Here is a 17720-nt window from a genome sequence, read left to right on the forward strand (position 1 = left end):
TACCGAGTCCGTCCAAACCGCTATATTAAGTGAATTTCCCGATGTTATAACACCAGGAAGTCGTCGAATTCAATTCAAGTTTCCCGTTGAGATTGGGGGACAGGGAACAGGAAGCCAGAAATTCCCGGCTCAGGTTAGTGAGGGGTCAGACCCCTTATTTAATGAACCAATAGGATCATACATTTCACCATAGGACAAATGACGGTCTTTGAACTTAACAGTCCAAAATCTCGAACCTACCCTGATTATCCCTGGATTCAGAGGTAAAGTATTGGCATGATTGTCTACGCAAGGAGATTAGTTATGGTCGCGACTCGTGAAGTCATTATTCCCACGGGTATGGAAATCCTCTATGAAAAGTATCACTATTGTCCAGGGATTAGAATCGGAAATACCGTTTATGTCTCTGGTCAAGTGGGTCGCGACGAAAATTTACAGGTGGTTGAGGGGATAGAAGCACAGTTTATCCAGGCGTTTGAAAATGTCAAGAAAGTTCTCTTAACCGCAGGCGTAACCTTTGATGATGTTGTGGAAATGGTGACGTATCATGTCACAACTCCCGCTTCGGCTTCAGGATCACAACCGTTAATGATTCCCCATTTGTCCCTGTTTATGGAAATAAAAGATCGATATTTCATGCATCAATATCCGACTTGGACAAAGGTCGGGGTTATCGCATTGTCTGACCCTAGACTCATCGTGGAAATCAAGTGTACAGCACTGCGATAAAATCTAAGCTGTCTGTCTGAATTACACGGGGGGGAGAATCGTAGCTATCCAAGGATGGCAGCGAGACGCTGATAATAGCGAGCGAGACGCTCGCACTACATACAACAACCGTGTACCAATCCCCGCTGATTAGCGATCGCAATAGCTGGAAGACGAAAATTGTTCTATTAATAACCCTGCGGAGATCTACAGACTGAACTGTTGGCAATTTCCTCCAGATATCCCAGAAGCACTGGGCGGATCGGTAAAATGTTTTTGTACTCCTGCATCTCAACTGGCATGAGTTGAATGATCTCCGCTAGACTTTCCGCCATCTGGGGCTTATCTTCAAGCACTCGCAAAGGATGCACATAGGTACGCACGGTAAACAGAATATCACCACTCCCAGTTAACCGTCTTAATATCTGACGTTCAATTCTCAAAAACAGCTTATCCCCAGCGTTTTGGCAATTTATCGTTGTTTCCCAACCGGGTTTTGCTGTCTCTGGAGGGAAAAATAGTTCGGGGGACTCGACAATACTCCAGTTTAATCGCCAAACCGGATGACTAGATTTGAGGCGATTGAACACACTATCCACAGGATGCGCCAGCTTTTCAGAATATCCCGGAACCGGGGAGTGGATTTGAGTCAGGGGACATCCCAACTTTTCTCGCAGTCGCCAACGCAAGGGAAAACAGAGAGAAGCGGCGACTAAACGATATCCTTGAGGCGATCGCTCCATTAATAATAAATCTTCCTGTACCAGACGCCCCGCTAAATCCAGAGGGGCTGACTCGAAATCTGGGATATGCCAAACTTGATGGGTTGCGATCGCCTCAATCCTTTGACCGTGACCGTGGCGTCGATAATGTTGGGGAAAGCGTTTCAGCAGATGATCCAGCAGTAACTCTAGCACCTCTTGCTGACTGGCTGCGGTTCCGGGGAGACTGGCAAATACTTCTGAATGTCGAGTTTTGAGCAGCGTATCTTTTTGTAACAAATACTTGACAAACTGGTCATCAATTTCAATCCAATCCTGGGGATCAAGGGCTTTGAGACTCATTCTCATTTGCCATTTTCCTTCTGCAAAGGGTAGATATAGGGGTTGGCGGTTCATCGGTCTCCCATACGTGTCAAATCAAGCCCAAGGGTATAAAGGGCGACCCGAGCCAATTGAATGGACTGGAGTTGTTAACTGATACAAGCAGGTCGCCCCTACAAATTTCTGATCGGGTAATGGATGAGGTTTATGTCATCGATTGCAACTCATCCAAATGTGCCAGTACCTCTGTACTGTGAATCGCGGGTCGAACACCAAGAAATATCTCCCGCAAGATGCCATCGGGATCAATGAGATAAGTATGACGTAGGGAAACAAATCCCATCCAAGACCCATACGCCTGACTCACTGACCCATCTGTATCGGCTAAAAGCGGAAACTTTAACCCTTCTGAGTCACAAAACTCGGCATGGGAGTCCACATCATCCGCACTCACTCCCACAATTTGGGCATTTCTCTCTATATATTTGGGCAAATCTTGCTGAAAGCGACGAGCCTCTAAGGTGCAACCTGAGGTGAAATCCTTGGGATAAAAGTACAGAACCACCCATTTCCCCCGGTAATCGGAGAGCGATACCTCCCCATCTCCACTATTGGTCGGTAGCGTGAACTCTGGTGCTGGCTCGTTTAATGGTGGTTGTTTACCGCCGAGAGCAGAGGCGGCGGGAGTGGCGTTTAACCACGTCAAGCAAGCCAGACAGCTTGCCAAGAGAATGCTCACCAGCGTGCGACGAGAAATCATGATCGATACAGCGTGTTTGTTTTACATAAGTTTACAATCCTAATTTAGATCTTGTCAGAATCTGTGATTACGCTATTATGTCTAGCAAGGTAATAGTAGGTCGGAGGTACATCTGCCAGAAGACAATCTGCTCTACTGAGTATATAAATTTCCCTATCTTAACTATGGCGACTTGGTTGAGAACAACACAAAAATCTTGCGGATAGCATAGACAATGTTGGACAATTATATGGGGGGATCAGGGAAAAATGGCAGGCATCTAAACCAAGACTGTATAACTAGCCGTGCTATCATTTGCGTTACCAACCTCGATAAACAATATCTAGGTTGTTAATATTCATAGAGTTGGATAGTTTGCGCTGATTGAAATTAGTTGTTACGGCTTGTCTATTCCTGAATAGTCTGCTATGGTAGAACTGTTCTGAAATAAAGGACTGTTGCTGAATTCCCTGCTCTCCTTTAACATAAGTAATTCTTCCAGGAGAATGCCCTAAGTTTTCCAGGCTACAAACCCGCCAAAGCGCGACAAGGTGTGGATTGAGCGATCTATTCCCTAAGTTAAACCCCCCAGTTATCCCGCCTAGTATAAGGAGGGGAAATGATAGCTAGATCCAATGGCTTCAACAACTAAAAGTGAGGTAGATAGAGTGTAAGATTGATGATAACTATGACTGTAGCAAGAGTTGGCAAAAAACAAATGTGTAAATCGCTACGAATTTAAATATAATGTATGGTTCGATAAAAAAACAGCCGAATCCTAAAGAAAAGATTAGTTAAAGGAATTTTTTCGGCTGAGTATCGGTAAACTAAAACACTGAAACCAAGAGTAGGAGGAAATACTTAATGGTTGCAGCTACTGAAACAACATCATCTCAATCATCCAAAGAACAAGCGCTAGTGCTGTGGTTTGAGGACGTAGGAATTGTCGATGTTCCCTTGGTGGGTGGGAAAAATGCATCCCTGGGTGAAATGATCCGGCAACTGACCGCTAAGGGCGTCAGGGTTCCCACCGGATTCGCGACGACGGCTTATGCATACCGTTACTTCATTAAGGAAGCAGGTTTAGAAGAAAAGCTACGCGAACTGTTTTCTGACCTCGATGTCGAGGATATGAATAACCTGCGCGTCCGGGGTAAGCAAGCGCGGTCTTTGATTCTGAATACACCGTTCCCCGAAGACCTGAGAACCGCGATCGCAGAATCTTACCTGAAGCTGTGTGAACGGTATGGGGTCACCGCTGAGTTTTGCGATCGCTTCGAGCCGGAATATCAAGAAGAGTGCAAGGAGAAAAGCCAAGCTGTTGACGTAGCTGTTCGTTCATCCGCTACGGCTGAAGACTTGCCTGATGCCAGTTTCGCGGGTCAGCAAGAAACCTACCTGAACGTTTACGGTGTCCTAGACGTTTTAGACGCTTGCCATCGTTGCTTTGCCTCCATCTTCACTGACCGCGCCATCTCCTATCGGACAGTCAAAGGGTTTGATCACTTTGATGTCGCCCTGTCCGTTGGTGTGCAGAAAATGGTGCGCTCTGACTTAGCCTCCTCTGGGGTCATGTTCTCCATTGACACAGAAACAGGCTTCAAGAATGCCGCCCTCGTTACCGCCGCCTACGGTTTGGGCGAAAACGTTGTTCAAGGTGCTGTCAACCCCGACGAATACTTTGTATTCAAACCAACGCTCAAGGACGGGTATCGCCCGATTCTAGAAAAGCGCTTGGGCAGCAAAGAAATCAAGATGATTTATGACATCGGTGGTACGAAACTGACCAAGAACGTACCCGTGTCAGAGCCTGAGCAAGTCAAATACGCCATCAACGACGAAGAAATTCTCCAACTGGCTCGCTGGGGTTGCATTATTGAAGACCACTACTCCGAAGTCCGGGGTGTCTATACCCCCATGGACATTGAGTGGGCAAAAGACGGTGAAACTGGGGAATTGTACATCGTCCAAGCTCGTCCAGAAACCGTCCAATCCCAGAAGTCAAAGAGTGTCCTTAAGAGCTATCAGCTTAAAGGCACCTCCGAGGTGGCGGTCACGGGTCGCGCCGTTGGCGAAATGATTGGTCAAGGCAAAGCCAAAGTGATTCTGGATGTCCACAAGATTGATGAATTTGAACCCGGTGAAGTCTTGGTCACCAACAAGACTGACCCCGATTGGGAACCAATCATGAAGCGGGCATCTGCCATTGTCACCAACCAAGGTGGACGGACTTGCCACGCGGCAATTATTGCTCGTGAAATGGGCATCCCCGCGATTGTTGGTTGTGGTGATGCCACCGGTGTGCTTAAGAGTGGACAAGAGGTCACTGTTTCCTGTTCCGAAGGGGAAGAAGGACGGGTTTACGACGGTCTCGTACCCTTTGAAATCCAAGAAACCCAACTGGAAAACCTCCCCACAACCCGCACCAAGATTTTGATGAATGTGGGGAACCCCGAAGAAGCCTTTGGTTTGGCGGCGATTCCTTGCGATGGTGTAGGATTAGCTCGCTTAGAGTTCATCATCGCTAATCACATTAAGGCACACCCCTTGGCACTGCTGAACTTCGACAAGCTCGAAGATGCTACAGTCAAGCGGGAAGTCTACAAGATGACCTACCTCTACGAACGTAAGGCGGACTTCTTCGTAGACAAGTTGGCGCGGGGTGTGGCGATGATTGCAGCGGCATTCTATCCCAACCCAGTGGTGTTACGGATGTCCGACTTCAAGAGTAATGAATATGCCAACCTCCTCGGCGGTCAGCAGTTTGAGCCGAAGGAAGAAAACCCGATGATTGGCTGGCGTGGTGCGTCTCGTTACTACGATGAAAACTATGCCGAAGCGTATGGGTTAGAGTGTCAAGCGATCAAGCGGGTTCGGGATGACATGGGTTTAACGAATGTGATCCCCATGGTTCCCTTCTGCCGTACCCCTGATGAAGGGCGCAAGGTGCTGGCAGAAATGGAGAAACACGGCTTGAAGCGTGGCGAAAATGGACTCCAAGTCTATGTAATGTGTGAGATTCCCAGCAATGTGATCTTGGCTGATCAGTTCAGTGAAGTGTTTGATGGGTTCTCCATTGGTTCCAATGACCTGACTCAGTTAACCTTGGGTCTAGACCGCGACTCCGGTTTGGTGGCTCACATCTTTGATGAGCGCAACGACGGGGTTAAGGAAATGGTGCGGATGGTGATTGAGAAGGCGAAGAAGAATGGTCGTAAGATTGGTATCTGCGGTCAAGCGCCGAGTGACTATCCTGAGTTTGCTAAGTTCTTGGTTGAGTTGGGAATTGACTCAATGAGTTTGAACCCTGACTCGGTGATGAAGACACTGTTGATGGTGGCTGAAGTTGAAGAACAACAAGGCTAAGTCTTGAGTGTTTAGCGTCTGCGTCCCTGATGGGGCATAGACTTGAGAAAGAGCGATCGCATTTCCGATGGGGGTGCGATCGTTCTTTTATAGAAGGTATATAGCGTTTCTCATAAGATGAGAGGGGGTGAGGGCGCAAGCCTTGCGCCCCTACATTCGTCTCTTCTATGGGTGTACTTGTTCGTGGCTCGACCCCATCGATGGAAATCAGGTATGATCTTAAACAGAGCGATTGGCTTTCAAGTCACAGCGATAAAATCATGCATTTTAAGTTTTCACCCAATATCCTGAATAGATTAGGTGAAGAACTGATTCCTAATCCAGACCAAGGAATTATCGAATTGGTAAAGAATTCTTATGATGCTGATGCGACCCAATGTACAGTAGAGCTGATCAATACGGACACCACAGGTGGTTCAATCCTGATTTCAGATAACGGCATTGGTATGGATATCGCGGCTATTAGTGAGGGATGGTTTGTATTAGGTCGGTCAAAAAAAGCTGCCCGCGAACCTACTGCTCTGGGACGTCTACCTGTTGGTGATAAGGGATTAGGTCGGTTAGCTGCGTTGAGACAAGGGTCGAAAGTACACTTAAAAACCCGACCTAAAAATGAACCCGCAGTTGAGTATTCTCTGACGATTAATTGGCAAGATTTTGAGCAAGCCTCTGTTGTGGAAGACATTTCCTTCGATGTCCAAGAACATAGGACTAACTTACCACAAGGAACTGAAATTTTTATTCAGGATTTAAGTATAAAGTTTGGTCGGCGAGAGGTTAAAAGATTAGCTAGAGAACTTTTATTCTTGGCAGATCCATTTGATAGTCGTGTCTCTTTCCGCCCTAGGCTGATTGCTCCAGAATTTGCTGATCTTGAAAAACAAGTCAATGAGTCTTATTTGAAGGATGCTGAATATCATTTGAAGTCGTCAGTTAATGGAGATGGAGTTGTAGAAGCCTCCGTATTAGACTGGAAAGAAAACTTGCTATTTCAGGCAAAAGATAGTGATATTTCTCAAGAAAACTACAAAACAGTACCCGCAAAATTTGAGTTATGGGTATTTTTACTCAATCCTCAAAATTTCTCTGCAAAAACAGCTTCTTTCGGACAGGTTAGAGAATGGCTATCAGAAGTGGGTAATGTTCATTTATACCACAGGGGTTTGCGGGTGAAACCCTATGGCGACCAAGGAGATGATTGGCTGAAATTAAATTATGCACGAGCAAGAAACCCAGAAGTACGTCCCTCGACCAGTACTGTTATTGGTCGGATAATTGTCAATGATCCTGATGATCGGTTGATCCAAAAGACCGATAGACTAGGTTTTATAGAAAATGAAGCTTTTATTGAGCTAAAGCGCTTTGCCATTGATGTATTGAACTGGATGGCAAAAGAGAGGCTTAAACAAACTGAAAATAAACGACAAATAGTCAAACAAGAATCGAGCCGTGATGTTATTGATGCTAAAACCAGTATTGAAAATGTTATCGAAGAAGCGCTGCCAAAGGAATATCGTACCCGAGTCAGAAAGGTGATTCAAAGGTACGAAGAAGCAAAAGAGCGTGAAACAAAAGCACTACGGGAAGATCTTCAACTCTATCGAAGTCTGGCGACAGCCGGAACAACAGCAGCCGTTTTTGCTCATGAGTCTGGTAAACCAGTTACGTTAATCAATAACATAGCTAGAAGAATAGAAAAAAAAGGTCAAGAACTACTAGGGAATATAATATATAAAGAATCTTTATCACCGCCCGTAGAAATGCTTTATCAAGTCAGCAGGTCGTTGCTGAGTTTTTCTAATTTTCCGTTGCACTTATTGAAGCGTGAAAAACGTCGTACAGGTCGTGTAGATGTCTCTAATTCAATTGATGATATAATTAAATTATTTGAGCCATTTTTAGAAAAAAGCAAAATAAAAATCATAAAAAACAATAGCGATGCTCAGGCTTTTATTCGTGGAAGTACCGCTCTTTTAGAAGCAATTATTACTAATCTTTTAACTAATGCAATTAATGCTCTTACTATAGAAGGCTCTCGTACAGAAGAACGCCAGATACTAATCTCTACTGAGATTATCGAAAGTTATGTACAGATCAAAATTTTAGATAATGGTCTAGGAATTAGAGATATAAACTTAAATGACATTTGGTTACCGGGTCAAACAACTAAACTAGGGGGTACAGGATTGGGACTAACTATAGTAAAAGATTCGGTTACTGACTTGGGAGGAAAAGTGCAGGCAATTGCTCAGGGAAAATTAGGTGGGGCAGAATTTATCATAGAACTACCACTTGTTGGAGGTTAGCTGTTATGACAGTTATTCAATCTAATCAGAAAATAGCAATAGTTGATGATGAAGCAGAATTAGCACAAGCAACTGGTTGGGAAGTAGAGGACGCTGGCTATGAACCTTTTTTAGTCGTCAAGGGACATTTTACAAATGTCAATGATTTAGCATCAGTTATTTTAGAAAATACTCAAGGTGCTATTTGTGATAATCGCTTGACTAATTCTGGACTGGCTAATTTTTCGGGTGCTGAATTAGTTGCCACCTTGTATGATCGGAAGTTTCCTTCGTTACTGATATCTCAGTTTGTAGAAATTGACACTTCTTCTTCCATTAGAAAATGGAGACGAAAAATTCCTGTCTTGTTAAGTCGAGACAAAGCAAATGCTTCAAGCATTGCCAAAGGAATTGAAGCTTGTCAACAAGAACTTGGTGGTCATCTGCCGATTAGCCGAAAACCTTCTAGAACATTAGTAAGAATTGTTGACCTTGATCAAGCATCTAATGAGCCTGTTGTTGATGCAATTGTCCCTGGTTGGAATCCCTCTAAGGCTGTCCGTTTTCCAGCTTCACTGATTCCTGAGACTATTCGAGCTGATGCATTAAAAAAAGGTGTCCGTCTATTTGCTCACGTTAATATTGGAGCGGATAATGCTGATGATTTATACTTCGATAAATTTGAGTTAGCACCGGAGCCAGATGACGATGATGGACTTGCCTGAACTGATTATTGTAGATGTTGGTCACGGTAATTGTGCTGTTCTCCGAGATACAGAGGGTGTGGTTGTTATTGACTGTCCCTATGGCAATACATTAAGAGAAATTATTGAGTATAGAGCGATTCAAGACATTTCCCATATTTTAATTTCTCATGCAGATGCAGACCATATTGCAGGTATTGTCAATCTGCTATTAGATGAGAATCTCAAGATACATAATATTCACTTAAATCCTGATGCCATTAAAAAGAGTGAAATTTGGCAGGATCTACGAATTGCTTTAAAAGATGCCAGGAAACGTTTTGGAACAGTAGTTTCAACGGAATTAACTACAACCAAGTCAGGAAGGTTAAATATTGGTCAAGTAGATATACAAGTTCTGGCTCCAACACCTGAGTTAATACTCGGCGGTGCTGGGGGAAGAGATTTACAAGGGAGGCGATTGACTTCCAACTCCATATCTGTTGTGATTGGCATAGTCCATGATTCTCACCGAGTTGCCATATTAGCGGCAGATATTGACCAAATAGGATTGGAAAATCTGCTACAGGACGAACCTGATATCAGCACTGATATACTTGTCTTCCCTCATCATGGCGGAAAACCGGGTGGTGCAGATGGCAAAGCATTTGCTCAAGAGTTATGTGATTTTACAAAGCCTAAGTTGATAATCTTTTCAATCGATCGCAATCGTTTCAATAATCCTCGTGAAGAAATTATAGAGGGAATAAGTGTATCGGTTCCAGAGGCTCATATTTTGTGTACTCAGCTATCCAAACAATGTGCTGAAAATCTGCCCATTTCTGAACCTATCCATTTAAGTCGTCTTCCGGCTAAAGGATTGTTAAAAAACAGTTGTTGTGGAGAAACGGTCTCAGTCAATATAAAGGGCGGGGAAACGACTTATACTAAAATTGATTTGCACAAAGCGTTTATTGATGATCAAGTGCCTACCCCAATATGTCGGCAGTTCAAACCAATATATCTGTCTGATTCTAGGTAGGGCTTTCTGGAACAATTAGAAACTATTAAACCAATAGACCAAATATAAGACAATGCCAAGCCAGATAACCTACACCCAAGCGTGTAGTAATTTTGACAAAATTTACGAAGAGGCTATTGCCAGCCGCGAAGCTGTCATTGTCACTCGTGATGGTTCTGAGAGTGTGGCGATTATTCCGATCAACGAACTAAACCGCATCATAGAAACGGCTTATTTATTTCAGTCACCAGAGAATGCAGCGCGTCTGCTTGCGGCGATACAACGTGCCAAAGCGCGGACTTTTCCGCCTCGCAGTATAGACGATTTACTTGACTAAGTTTGGACTTGGCGAAGAAGAAGTGTAAAACGTCTCAACCGGAGTATCCAGAGTCTGAACCTCCCCAGTCGGAACCCACTCAAACACTGTTTGTTTAGCTTGGCAATGTTGCGATTGGAAGTCCCATTCTAATCCCTGTTTCATGGTCAGCTAATGTTACATTATTTATATCAAAAAGTGCTATTCGCCCCTGCAAACGCGCTAGTAATCTAGTTTTCAGTGGACTTAATTCAGCTTTAAGGAGAGAATTCGTTATTTTTAACACAAATACTAAGTGGGTGGACACAATTAAAGTTAACGGTCGAGATTAGGGAACAGGGAACAGGGAACAGGGAACAGTAAGGGTTTGAGGGTGATTAACAAAACTTAATACAGTACCGTTTTCTTTTGTCCGACTACTTATCTTCAACTTCTTAGGCTTGCTAGGGAAGGTTCGGCAAGATAGAGGTAACTCTGAACAAATCTCTTGACCTTTTACAGAGCCAAACCACACGGCTGATAAAATCAATAAGCTATCTGTTGCTTTATTGACTAGATTTTCCAAAAGATAGTCAGGCAACCTTTCTGTAGGAGTTAAATGAGAGTAATCTTTCACATCTAAAAGCCAAAGACTATTCTTTGTCGAGTCCCACCAGCCAAAATCCATTTCTGATAGGTTTTTACCATTCAGAGTTTTGTAGCCAGAACAATCTTGAAAGCGAAACCTCTCTGTATCAGGTAGGGTAATCTGTAATCCACTCTCTTGATAAATTGACATTTCTATGGTTCTAATTCCAGCCTTACGTCTTCTTCATAAAGTTCTATGGCTGCGTCAATAATTGGGTTGTCTGGCATTCCTTCGCTTAAATCACTAAATTGAGCAGTAATGTCTCCGTTGCTTTTTGTGAGAGAGCATAGTTGTATACTTTCTTGATGTTTACGAGCTAGTATTTCCAATTTTTTGATCACAGAATAACTATGAGTCGATGCATAAATTGTAATTCCGGCTTTGCTTAACAAAAATAGCATGTCAACCAGACTATGAATTGCCTGGGGATGGAGATTTGCTTCTGGCTCATCGATAAATAAAATCGTACCCTGATTTAAACTTCTATTACGAATTAGGGTCGTTAAAATACCCAGCTTCTTAAATCCTTCTGCTAGTTGAGACATCCCATACTTTTCCCGCCCCCGTTTGAAGATAAACTGATCCTGTTTTTTGACAATTTCTCCGGTAAGCAGATGCTCTAAAGATGTGAGAACTTCTTTGAGATTTTTCTGGATATTGCCCTTGGTTGTGGGAACTCTCAGCGCTTTGATTAAATCATAATAGGTATGATCAAAGCCAAAAATTTGCAGTTGCTCGTTAATGGTAGCTATAGCATCCAAGGCAGTCAGAACTTCCTTGGGAGGAATAAAGAGGGCGTTTAATCCAGGTTGTGTTGGTGCTAACTCTGTACAATCTGTAATTTGTCGGGCTGTATCTTTACCGAAAGCGAAATAATAATTTTCGTCTAATAGCCTCGTTTCGACTTTTAAACGGCTTTCACCTTTTTTAACAAGTTGACCCAGTTTATTACTCTCTGGTTGATAGACCCAAAAAAGTTTTTCTGCTAAAACCTCTCGCCAATCAGGTTGATCAGATTCAGTCCGTTTAGTAAATTCTTCAAGTGATTTAGCAATGGTATAGAGCAGTTTGATGAGATGGGTTTTTCCCGTATCGTTTGCTCCTATGAAAACATTAATCTTAGTGATACTTTGCAGTTCAAATTTAGTGAAACAACTAAAATCTTCTAGTTTTAAATAGCTAAACATTAAGTTGATTCTATTTGTTAGTAGTGGCGTTGTAAACCTAAGTAAGATGAATGAGAATTACGCACAGAAACCGTAGGGGCGCAAGGACCTGCGCCCAATTAAAGGATCAAACCTATCCCACAATTTTCGCTGTGTCAGTCCAGTAGAATTTGTTCGGCAAAGCCACAATTCACCATCTTAACCCTCACTGGTGCGTTACGCTGTCGTTGATGGGGCGTAGACTGACCTAAGAGGAATGCCACTGACTTAAGCTGGGTTCGTAGTAGGCACGAAGCGTGCCAGAAGCGAAGACAGCGCTTACTACAAACTCTAAAGTCAGTGCTATTGACCTAAGAGCGATCGCACCCCCCATCGGAAATGCGATCGCTCTTTTAATGGTCAGATCCATGCTACAGTCGCGATAAAATAGAAGGCTCCAGCATCTATCCTCATAGATGACTGGTGATTATCCTTAAATCCTATAACGACCTTTTGCAGATGAGCGAGAGAACACTATTCGATAAAGTTTGGGACTACCACACCGTCGGTACTTTGCCTTCGGGTCAAACTCAACTCTTTATTGGTTTACACTTAATCCACGAAGTCACCAGTCCCCAAGCCTTTGGCATGTTGCGGGAAAGGGGATTAAAGGTGCTGTATCCCGATCGCACGGTGGCGACTGTGGATCATATCGTTCCTACCGAAAATCAGGCGCGTCCTTTTGCGGATGTCTTAGCCGAAGAGATGATGCAGGTGTTGGAACAAAGCTGTAAGGATTATGGGATTCGCTTCTATAATATAGGATCGGGGAATCAGGGGATTGTCCATGTGATTGCCCCAGAACAGGGATTAACCCAACCCGGAATGACGATCGCCTGTGGGGATTCCCATACTTCAACTCATGGCGCGTTTGGTGCGATCGCGTTTGGGATTGGTACGTCTCAAGTTCGGGATGTCCTCGCCTCGCAAACCCTCGCCCTGTCTAAACTTAAAGTTCGCAAAATTGAAGTTAACGGGAAACTTCCTCCCGGTGTTTACGCCAAGGATGTAATTCTGCACATCATCCGCACCCTAGGCGTTAAAGGTGGCGTTGGCTACGCTTATGAATATGCTGGCACAACCTTTGAGCAGATGACGATGGAAGAACGGATGACGGTGTGCAATATGTCCATTGAAGGCGGCGCCCGATGTGGTTATATTAATCCCGATCCGGTGACGTATGAGTATCTCAAAGGGCGAGATTTTGCGCCGAAAGGGGAAGACTGGGATAAAGCCGTGGAATGGTGGAACAGTATGCGTTCCGATGCGGATGCCGTTTATGATGATATCGTCACCTTTGATGCGGCGGAGATTGCGCCAACGGTAACCTGGGGAATTACACCGGGACAGGGAATTGCCGTCAATGAAGCGATTCCTATCCCTGATAGTTTACCCGAATCAGAACGTGCGATCGCCCAAGAAGCCTATCGGTATATGCAGCTTATTCCTGGTGCGCCGATTCAGGGAACAAAAGTCGATGTCTGTTTTATTGGAAGTTGCACCAACGGACGATTGACAGATTTACGAGAAGCCGCCCAATTTGCCCAAGGAAAGCGAGTCGCCCAAGGGGTGAAGGCGTTTGTTGTTCCGGGTTCAGAACGAGTCAAAAAAGACGCCGAAGCCGAAGGATTGGATAAAATCTTTGTCGAAGCGGGGTTTGAGTGGCGCGAGCCCGGATGTTCCATGTGTTTGGCGATGAATCCGGATAAGTTACAAGGGGATCAGATTAGTGCATCCTCCTCTAACCGTAATTTTAAAGGGCGTCAGGGTTCAGCTACGGGACGCACGCTGTTAATGAGTCCAGCAATGGTAGTCGCGGCGGCGGTTAACGGGAAGGTTTCTGATGTTAGACAGTTATTGTGAGTAGCCAGCCAGCCAGTCAGCCAAGAACTCAAGTTCTGGCTGAAAGCTAAAACCCGTTAAAACGGGTTGAAAGCCTTTAATGGAGTAAGCTTGATCCAATTTTATGTAGTGGCGTGACACACCTTAATTGATGAATTAACCATTAGCCCGGAAACCGTAGGGGCGCATGGCGTGCGCCCGATTCAATGGTAAAATCTATTCCACAATTTTAGCTGGGTCACGCCAGTAGTGGTTCAGCACACCTATTGGAGGAATTAACCATTAGCCCGGAAACCGTAGGGGCGCATGGCGTGCGCCCGACTCAATGGTAAAATCTATTCCACAATTTTAGCTGAGTCACGCCAGTAGTGGTTCGGCACACCTAATTGGAGGAATTAACCATTAGCCCGGAAACCGTAGGGGCGCATGGCGTGCGCCCGATTCAATGGTAAAATCTATTCCACAATTTTAGCTGGGTCACGCCGCGATCGCGGGCAAGTATTATAACGCGGGAAACGCTTATATTAGAGGTAGTGAATCTTGCCCACCGAGCGAGTCATGTGGGGTGTATTACCAATTTTGCCAGATCTCAGTTAAAACGGGTTGAAATTCAATTATAGAGTAAACCGTTTTAGCCGGAAATTGCTTTCCAGGCTGATGTTACAGCAACGGAGGAAATACTATGAATATCAGAGCGATCGCACTTGCTACCATTCTCGGTCTATCTGCGCCTACAATTACCGAGTTTATCATTAAAACACCTGTCGTCGCCCAAGCTAGGGTTCCTCTGGGGACATTCCAAGGGGGTGAATGGTCGGTCACGATTAACTATAGCAACAACGCCCTGACGTACTACGGTACTAATCAACGAACTGGTGATAACCTGGTTCTCCGAGGTGCGAAAGTACGGGGAAATCCTCAACGCCGCCTTTATATCTGGAACAACGGGGATTATCAGTATCAAGTCGCATGGCGACCGAATGATCCCAGAATTATTCGTCTCCAGGTATTCAATCCCGCCGGACAAGAAATTCTTAATCGCCTTCTCTATGAAAATTAGGAATGAACAGCAGTAGCTGATAAGATTAGGTAGATTGAGTAACAATACCTTAACTCAATCTACTTAATACTGTTAATTTTATATTCATGCCCAAGCTTTTTGCATCCAAATTTTAAGGAGAAAATTTATGTTAAAAAGAATCTATATAGATAACTTTAAATGTCTTGTTAATTTTGAAATAAAGCTTGAAGATAATATTAGTTTATTTCTAGGAGCTAATGGTTCTGGGAAAACCACAGTTTTCACAGCGTTACAAAGACTGCGATATTTCATTGTAGACAGGTTTGAAGTCAATCAAATTTTTCCAGGAACAGATTTAACTCGATGGGAAACTCGCTCGATCCAAAAATTTGAATTAGACATTGAAGGAAATGGAGGAATTTATAGATATTCTTTAGAAATTGCACATCACGATTATTCCCTTCCCATCATGCATCGTGAGAGCTTGAGTTTTGATGAACAACCACTATCTGATTCCAGAATTGAAATAGAGCAAGGTAAACCTGTTGTGAAAGCAAAAATATATTATGATTCTCCTGACAAAAGAGAACAATTTATTCCATTTGTGGACTACTCACGTTCTGTTGTAGGTTTAGTACCTGAGAGATGGGATACTCAAAAACTGACTTGGTTTAAAAAGCGGATATATCGTTTTTTACTTGTACAGATTAATCCTTTTTTTATGACGGCAGAGAGTCGCCAAGAAGAGATGTATCCAGTACGGGATATGTCAAACTATGCGGCTTGGTATAGTTATTTGTCTGGGGATCAGGGTAAAATCATTGAACTCACAATGAAATTAAGACAGATAATAGATGGATTTGATTCGTTTAAAAATGAGCTGATCGGAGAGGCGAAAGTTTTATCATTATATTTCCCTAATCTCAGTAAAAAGCCTTACAAACTTAACGAAATATCAGATGGTCAACGAGTTTTAATTGCCCTCTATACTTTGATATATTGTGCACCTGATGAAGATTATACTTTGTGTATTGATGAACCGGAAAATTATCTCGCCTTACCGGAAATACAACCTTGGCTGAGTACACTTTTTGATCACTGTTCAGGTGCAGATAGTCACGGACAAGCCATTTTAATCTCCCATCACCCTGCACTCATTAACTATTTGGCTAGTAGTTCGGGTTATTGGTTTGAGAGAGCCAACGAAGGAATTATACGTCTACAGTCCATTACTGACCGACAAGACACAGGATTATCACTGGCTAAACTAATCGAATTGGGATGGATTTATGACGAGTAAAGACCATAAACCAGAAGTCGTCATTTTCTGTGAAGATATTGCTCACGAGCGATTCATCAGACAGTATCTTATCTGTTGTGGATTTGAGAATCGCAAAATCAAAAATTTCCCTAATCTCAAAGGAAGAAAGGTCAATAATAATAATGACTTTGTTATCAAGCATTATGCACCTCTAGTTAAAAGTTACAGAAGCAAAAATTTTCAAAATCGTGCCATAGTCGTGATGATTGATGCCGACACTAATAGCATGAATGACATATTGCGCTCTTTGCACACAGCATTAGATGAACAGGAAGGCAAGTTAAATCGAGATCCCAGGTTGCCTAACGATAAAATTGCCATTTTTGTGCCAGCCAGAAATATTGAAACCTGGTTTTACTACATTAGTATTGAACACAATTGCGATGAAACAACAGATTACAAGAATTCTCCAGCAATTAGAAAATGGGATGCCATCGATTTAGCTAAAGCCTCGGCAACAAAATTATCCAGGGAAATCTGTCCTCAAGGACTTGATAGCGATGCCCCACCTTCTTTACATCATGCCTGTGATGAGTTGCGACGACTCCTCGATGAGTAATCTGACACAAGTCTATGGGTAATTCTTATGGAATCAACGATAAACTAATAGATGTCTGTCTAAACAGTTATCCTTTCCTTCCCCCTTATAACCTAGTCCGCGCAGGCGGACTTTGTTTGTTTAGCAGCGATTTCAATCGCCTCCTCTTGCTTAGCCCAAATAGAGATATATTTTTGAATAGAAGAAAAGGAGTGAATCCATGAGTCAAGTTAAAGCCGTCTCAGGACGAGGCGTTCCTGTTGTGGGGAATGATATTGATACCGACAGAATTATCCCCGCTCGCTATTTGCGCTGTGTTACCTTTGAAGGATTAGGAGACAAAGCCTTTGCAGATGACCGCACCCAGGCAAAAGGGCAACATCCCTTTGACCGTCCCCAGTATCAAGGCGCAAATATTTTAGTCGTTAACGGCAACTTCGGCTGTGGTTCTTCGCGGGAACACGCGCCCCAAGCTTTGGCAAAATGGGGAATACAAGCCATTGTGGGCGAAAGTTTTGCGGAAATCTTTTTTGGTAACTGTTTGGCAATGGGGGTTCCCTGTGTTACGGCTGAACCGGAAACGGTGAAGCAGTTACAAAGAATTTTAGAAGAGAATCCGCAAGCACCGATAATGGTAGATTTAGAAGCCATGGAGGTTCGCTGTGGTGACTTCCAAGCCTCTGTTTCAATGCCTGAAGGGGTTCGGCAAACGCTGATTACAGGAACGTGGGATAGTTGCGGACAATTGGTGAAGCAAGTTGACCAGGTTCGGGAGACAGCAGCGAAGTTGCCTTATCTTAAGTGGGAAACCGCGACAGTATAGGATAGGCAACGTCTCATCTGGAATAGTAGGCTTGTAGTAGGGAACTTTAGCCCTACATGCTGCCCTAGTAACATGCGCCAACCCAACCTACTGGCGTGGCTAAAATTGTGGATTAGATTTGACCATTGAATCGGGCGCACGCCATGCGCCCCTACAATTCTAATCCACCAAATAAGGTGTG

The 17720-nt window shown here is 43.7% G+C and carries 16 protein-coding genes; 11 read left to right on the forward strand and 5 right to left on the reverse strand.

The window, feature by feature from the left end; genetic code table 11:
- Positions 1–303: 303 nt before the first annotated feature.
- Entirely contained in the window at positions 304–729 is a 426-nt protein-coding gene (locus RIE73_RS05370; RefSeq protein WP_446400209.1) for a RidA family protein, read from the forward strand.
- Between the two features lie 167 nt (positions 730–896).
- On the opposite strand, the gene RIE73_RS05375 is transcribed toward RIE73_RS05370, so the two are convergent.
- Complete coding sequence (locus tag RIE73_RS05375) at positions 897–1826, reverse strand: heme-dependent oxidative N-demethylase family protein (RefSeq protein WP_446400210.1); 930 nt, start codon at positions 1824–1826, stop codon at positions 897–899.
- A gap of 130 nt (positions 1827–1956) precedes the next feature.
- A complete protein-coding gene (locus RIE73_RS05380; RefSeq protein WP_446400211.1) occupies positions 1957–2511 on the reverse strand; it encodes a peroxiredoxin in 555 nt (184 codons plus the stop codon).
- 843 nt (positions 2512–3354) lie between these two features.
- On the opposite strand from RIE73_RS05380, the gene ppsA reads away from it, so the two are divergent.
- The 5 genes from ppsA (at position 3355) to RIE73_RS05405 (ending at position 10182) form a co-directional block, all read left to right on the forward strand.
- Entirely contained in the window at positions 3355–5856 is a 2502-nt protein-coding gene (gene ppsA, locus RIE73_RS05385; protein ID WP_446400212.1) for a phosphoenolpyruvate synthase, read from the forward strand.
- 167 nt (positions 5857–6023) lie between these two features.
- Positions 6024–8162 carry a sensor histidine kinase gene (locus RIE73_RS05390; protein WP_446400213.1) on the forward strand — a complete coding sequence of 713 codons (2139 nt, stop codon included), beginning with the start codon at positions 6024–6026 and terminating at the stop codon, positions 8160–8162.
- Between the two features lie 5 nt (positions 8163–8167).
- Positions 8168–8866, forward strand: a complete 699-nt coding sequence (locus RIE73_RS05395) for a hypothetical protein (RefSeq protein WP_446400214.1) — start codon at positions 8168–8170, stop codon at positions 8864–8866.
- The gene (locus RIE73_RS05400; protein WP_446400225.1) at positions 8853–9866 is read left to right on the forward strand and encodes a ComEC/Rec2 family competence protein; all 1014 of its coding nucleotides are present in this window, start codon (positions 8853–8855) and stop codon (positions 9864–9866) included. Before RIE73_RS05395 ends, RIE73_RS05400 begins: the two co-directional genes overlap by 14 nt.
- Positions 9867–9918: 52 nt before the next feature.
- Positions 9919–10182: a type II toxin-antitoxin system Phd/YefM family antitoxin gene (locus tag RIE73_RS05405; protein WP_446400215.1), complete on the forward strand. Its 264-nt coding sequence runs from the start codon at positions 9919–9921 to the stop codon at positions 10180–10182.
- Positions 10183–10489: 307 nt separating this feature from the next.
- On the opposite strand, the gene RIE73_RS05410 is transcribed toward RIE73_RS05405, so the two are convergent.
- The 3 genes from RIE73_RS05410 to RIE73_RS05420 all read right to left on the reverse strand — a co-directional run bounded on the left by RIE73_RS05410 (position 10490) and on the right by RIE73_RS05420 (position 12364).
- Positions 10490–10939 carry a hypothetical protein gene (locus RIE73_RS05410; protein ID WP_446400216.1) on the reverse strand — a complete coding sequence of 150 codons (450 nt, stop codon included), beginning with the start codon at positions 10937–10939 and terminating at the stop codon, positions 10490–10492.
- Between the two features lie 2 nt (positions 10940–10941).
- Complete coding sequence (locus RIE73_RS05415) at positions 10942–11976, reverse strand: AAA family ATPase (RefSeq protein ID WP_446400217.1); 1035 nt, start codon at positions 11974–11976, stop codon at positions 10942–10944.
- A gap of 226 nt (positions 11977–12202) precedes the next feature.
- Complete coding sequence (locus tag RIE73_RS05420; protein ID WP_446400218.1) at positions 12203–12364, reverse strand: hypothetical protein; 162 nt, start codon at positions 12362–12364, stop codon at positions 12203–12205.
- 89 nt (positions 12365–12453) lie between these two features.
- Here RIE73_RS05420 and leuC point away from each other — a divergent pair, with 89 nt between their 5' ends.
- The 5 genes from leuC to leuD all read left to right on the forward strand — a co-directional run bounded on the left by leuC (position 12454) and on the right by leuD (position 17539).
- Positions 12454–13857 carry a 3-isopropylmalate dehydratase large subunit gene (leuC, locus tag RIE73_RS05425; protein ID WP_446400219.1) on the forward strand — a complete coding sequence of 468 codons (1404 nt, stop codon included), beginning with the start codon at positions 12454–12456 and terminating at the stop codon, positions 13855–13857.
- 661 nt (positions 13858–14518) lie between these two features.
- On the forward strand, positions 14519–14896 hold the full coding sequence (locus RIE73_RS05430) for a hypothetical protein (RefSeq protein WP_446396296.1): 378 nt from the start codon (positions 14519–14521) through the stop codon (positions 14894–14896).
- Between the two features lie 127 nt (positions 14897–15023).
- Entirely contained in the window at positions 15024–16157 is a 1134-nt protein-coding gene (locus tag RIE73_RS05435; RefSeq protein ID WP_446400220.1) for an AAA family ATPase, read from the forward strand.
- Entirely contained in the window at positions 16147–16737 is a 591-nt protein-coding gene (locus RIE73_RS05440) for a hypothetical protein (protein ID WP_446400221.1), read from the forward strand. The genes RIE73_RS05435 and RIE73_RS05440 overlap by 11 nt, the downstream gene beginning before the upstream one ends.
- Before the next feature lie 199 nt (positions 16738–16936).
- A complete protein-coding gene (gene leuD, locus RIE73_RS05445) occupies positions 16937–17539 on the forward strand; it encodes a 3-isopropylmalate dehydratase small subunit (protein ID WP_446400222.1) in 603 nt (200 codons plus the stop codon).
- The last annotated feature ends 181 nt before the right edge of the window (positions 17540–17720 follow it).

Origin of the sequence: Coleofasciculus sp. C1-SOL-03 (assembly GCF_040220555.1) — a bacterium.
Classification (GTDB): domain Bacteria; phylum Cyanobacteriota; class Cyanobacteriia; order Cyanobacteriales; family Coleofasciculaceae; genus Coleofasciculus.

Excerpts from the sequence above, each read along its gene's own strand:
- RIE73_RS05370 (WP_446400209.1), top strand. The coding sequence starts at position 304 with ATGGTCGCGACTCGTGAAGTCATTATTCCCACGGGTATGGAAATCCTC.
- RIE73_RS05375 (WP_446400210.1), bottom strand. The coding sequence starts at position 1,826 with ATGAACCGCCAACCCCTATATCTACCCTTTGCAGAAGGAAAATGGCAA.
- RIE73_RS05380 (WP_446400211.1), bottom strand. The coding sequence starts at position 2,511 with ATGATTTCTCGTCGCACGCTGGTGAGCATTCTCTTGGCAAGCTGTCTG.
- ppsA (WP_446400212.1), top strand. The coding sequence starts at position 3,355 with ATGGTTGCAGCTACTGAAACAACATCATCTCAATCATCCAAAGAACAA.
- RIE73_RS05390 (WP_446400213.1), top strand. The coding sequence starts at position 6,024 with ATGGGTGTACTTGTTCGTGGCTCGACCCCATCGATGGAAATCAGGTAT.
- RIE73_RS05395 (WP_446400214.1), top strand. The coding sequence starts at position 8,168 with ATGACAGTTATTCAATCTAATCAGAAAATAGCAATAGTTGATGATGAA.
- RIE73_RS05400 (WP_446400225.1), top strand. The coding sequence starts at position 8,853 with ATGGACTTGCCTGAACTGATTATTGTAGATGTTGGTCACGGTAATTGT.
- RIE73_RS05405 (WP_446400215.1), top strand. The coding sequence starts at position 9,919 with ATGCCAAGCCAGATAACCTACACCCAAGCGTGTAGTAATTTTGACAAA.
- RIE73_RS05410 (WP_446400216.1), bottom strand. The coding sequence starts at position 10,939 with ATGTCAATTTATCAAGAGAGTGGATTACAGATTACCCTACCTGATACA.
- RIE73_RS05415 (WP_446400217.1), bottom strand. The coding sequence starts at position 11,976 with ATGTTTAGCTATTTAAAACTAGAAGATTTTAGTTGTTTCACTAAATTT.
- RIE73_RS05420 (WP_446400218.1), bottom strand. The coding sequence starts at position 12,364 with ATGGATCTGACCATTAAAAGAGCGATCGCATTTCCGATGGGGGGTGCG.
- leuC (WP_446400219.1), top strand. The coding sequence starts at position 12,454 with ATGAGCGAGAGAACACTATTCGATAAAGTTTGGGACTACCACACCGTC.
- RIE73_RS05430 (WP_446396296.1), top strand. The coding sequence starts at position 14,519 with ATGAATATCAGAGCGATCGCACTTGCTACCATTCTCGGTCTATCTGCG.
- RIE73_RS05435 (WP_446400220.1), top strand. The coding sequence starts at position 15,024 with ATGTTAAAAAGAATCTATATAGATAACTTTAAATGTCTTGTTAATTTT.
- RIE73_RS05440 (WP_446400221.1), top strand. The coding sequence starts at position 16,147 with ATGACGAGTAAAGACCATAAACCAGAAGTCGTCATTTTCTGTGAAGAT.
- leuD (WP_446400222.1), top strand. The coding sequence starts at position 16,937 with ATGAGTCAAGTTAAAGCCGTCTCAGGACGAGGCGTTCCTGTTGTGGGG.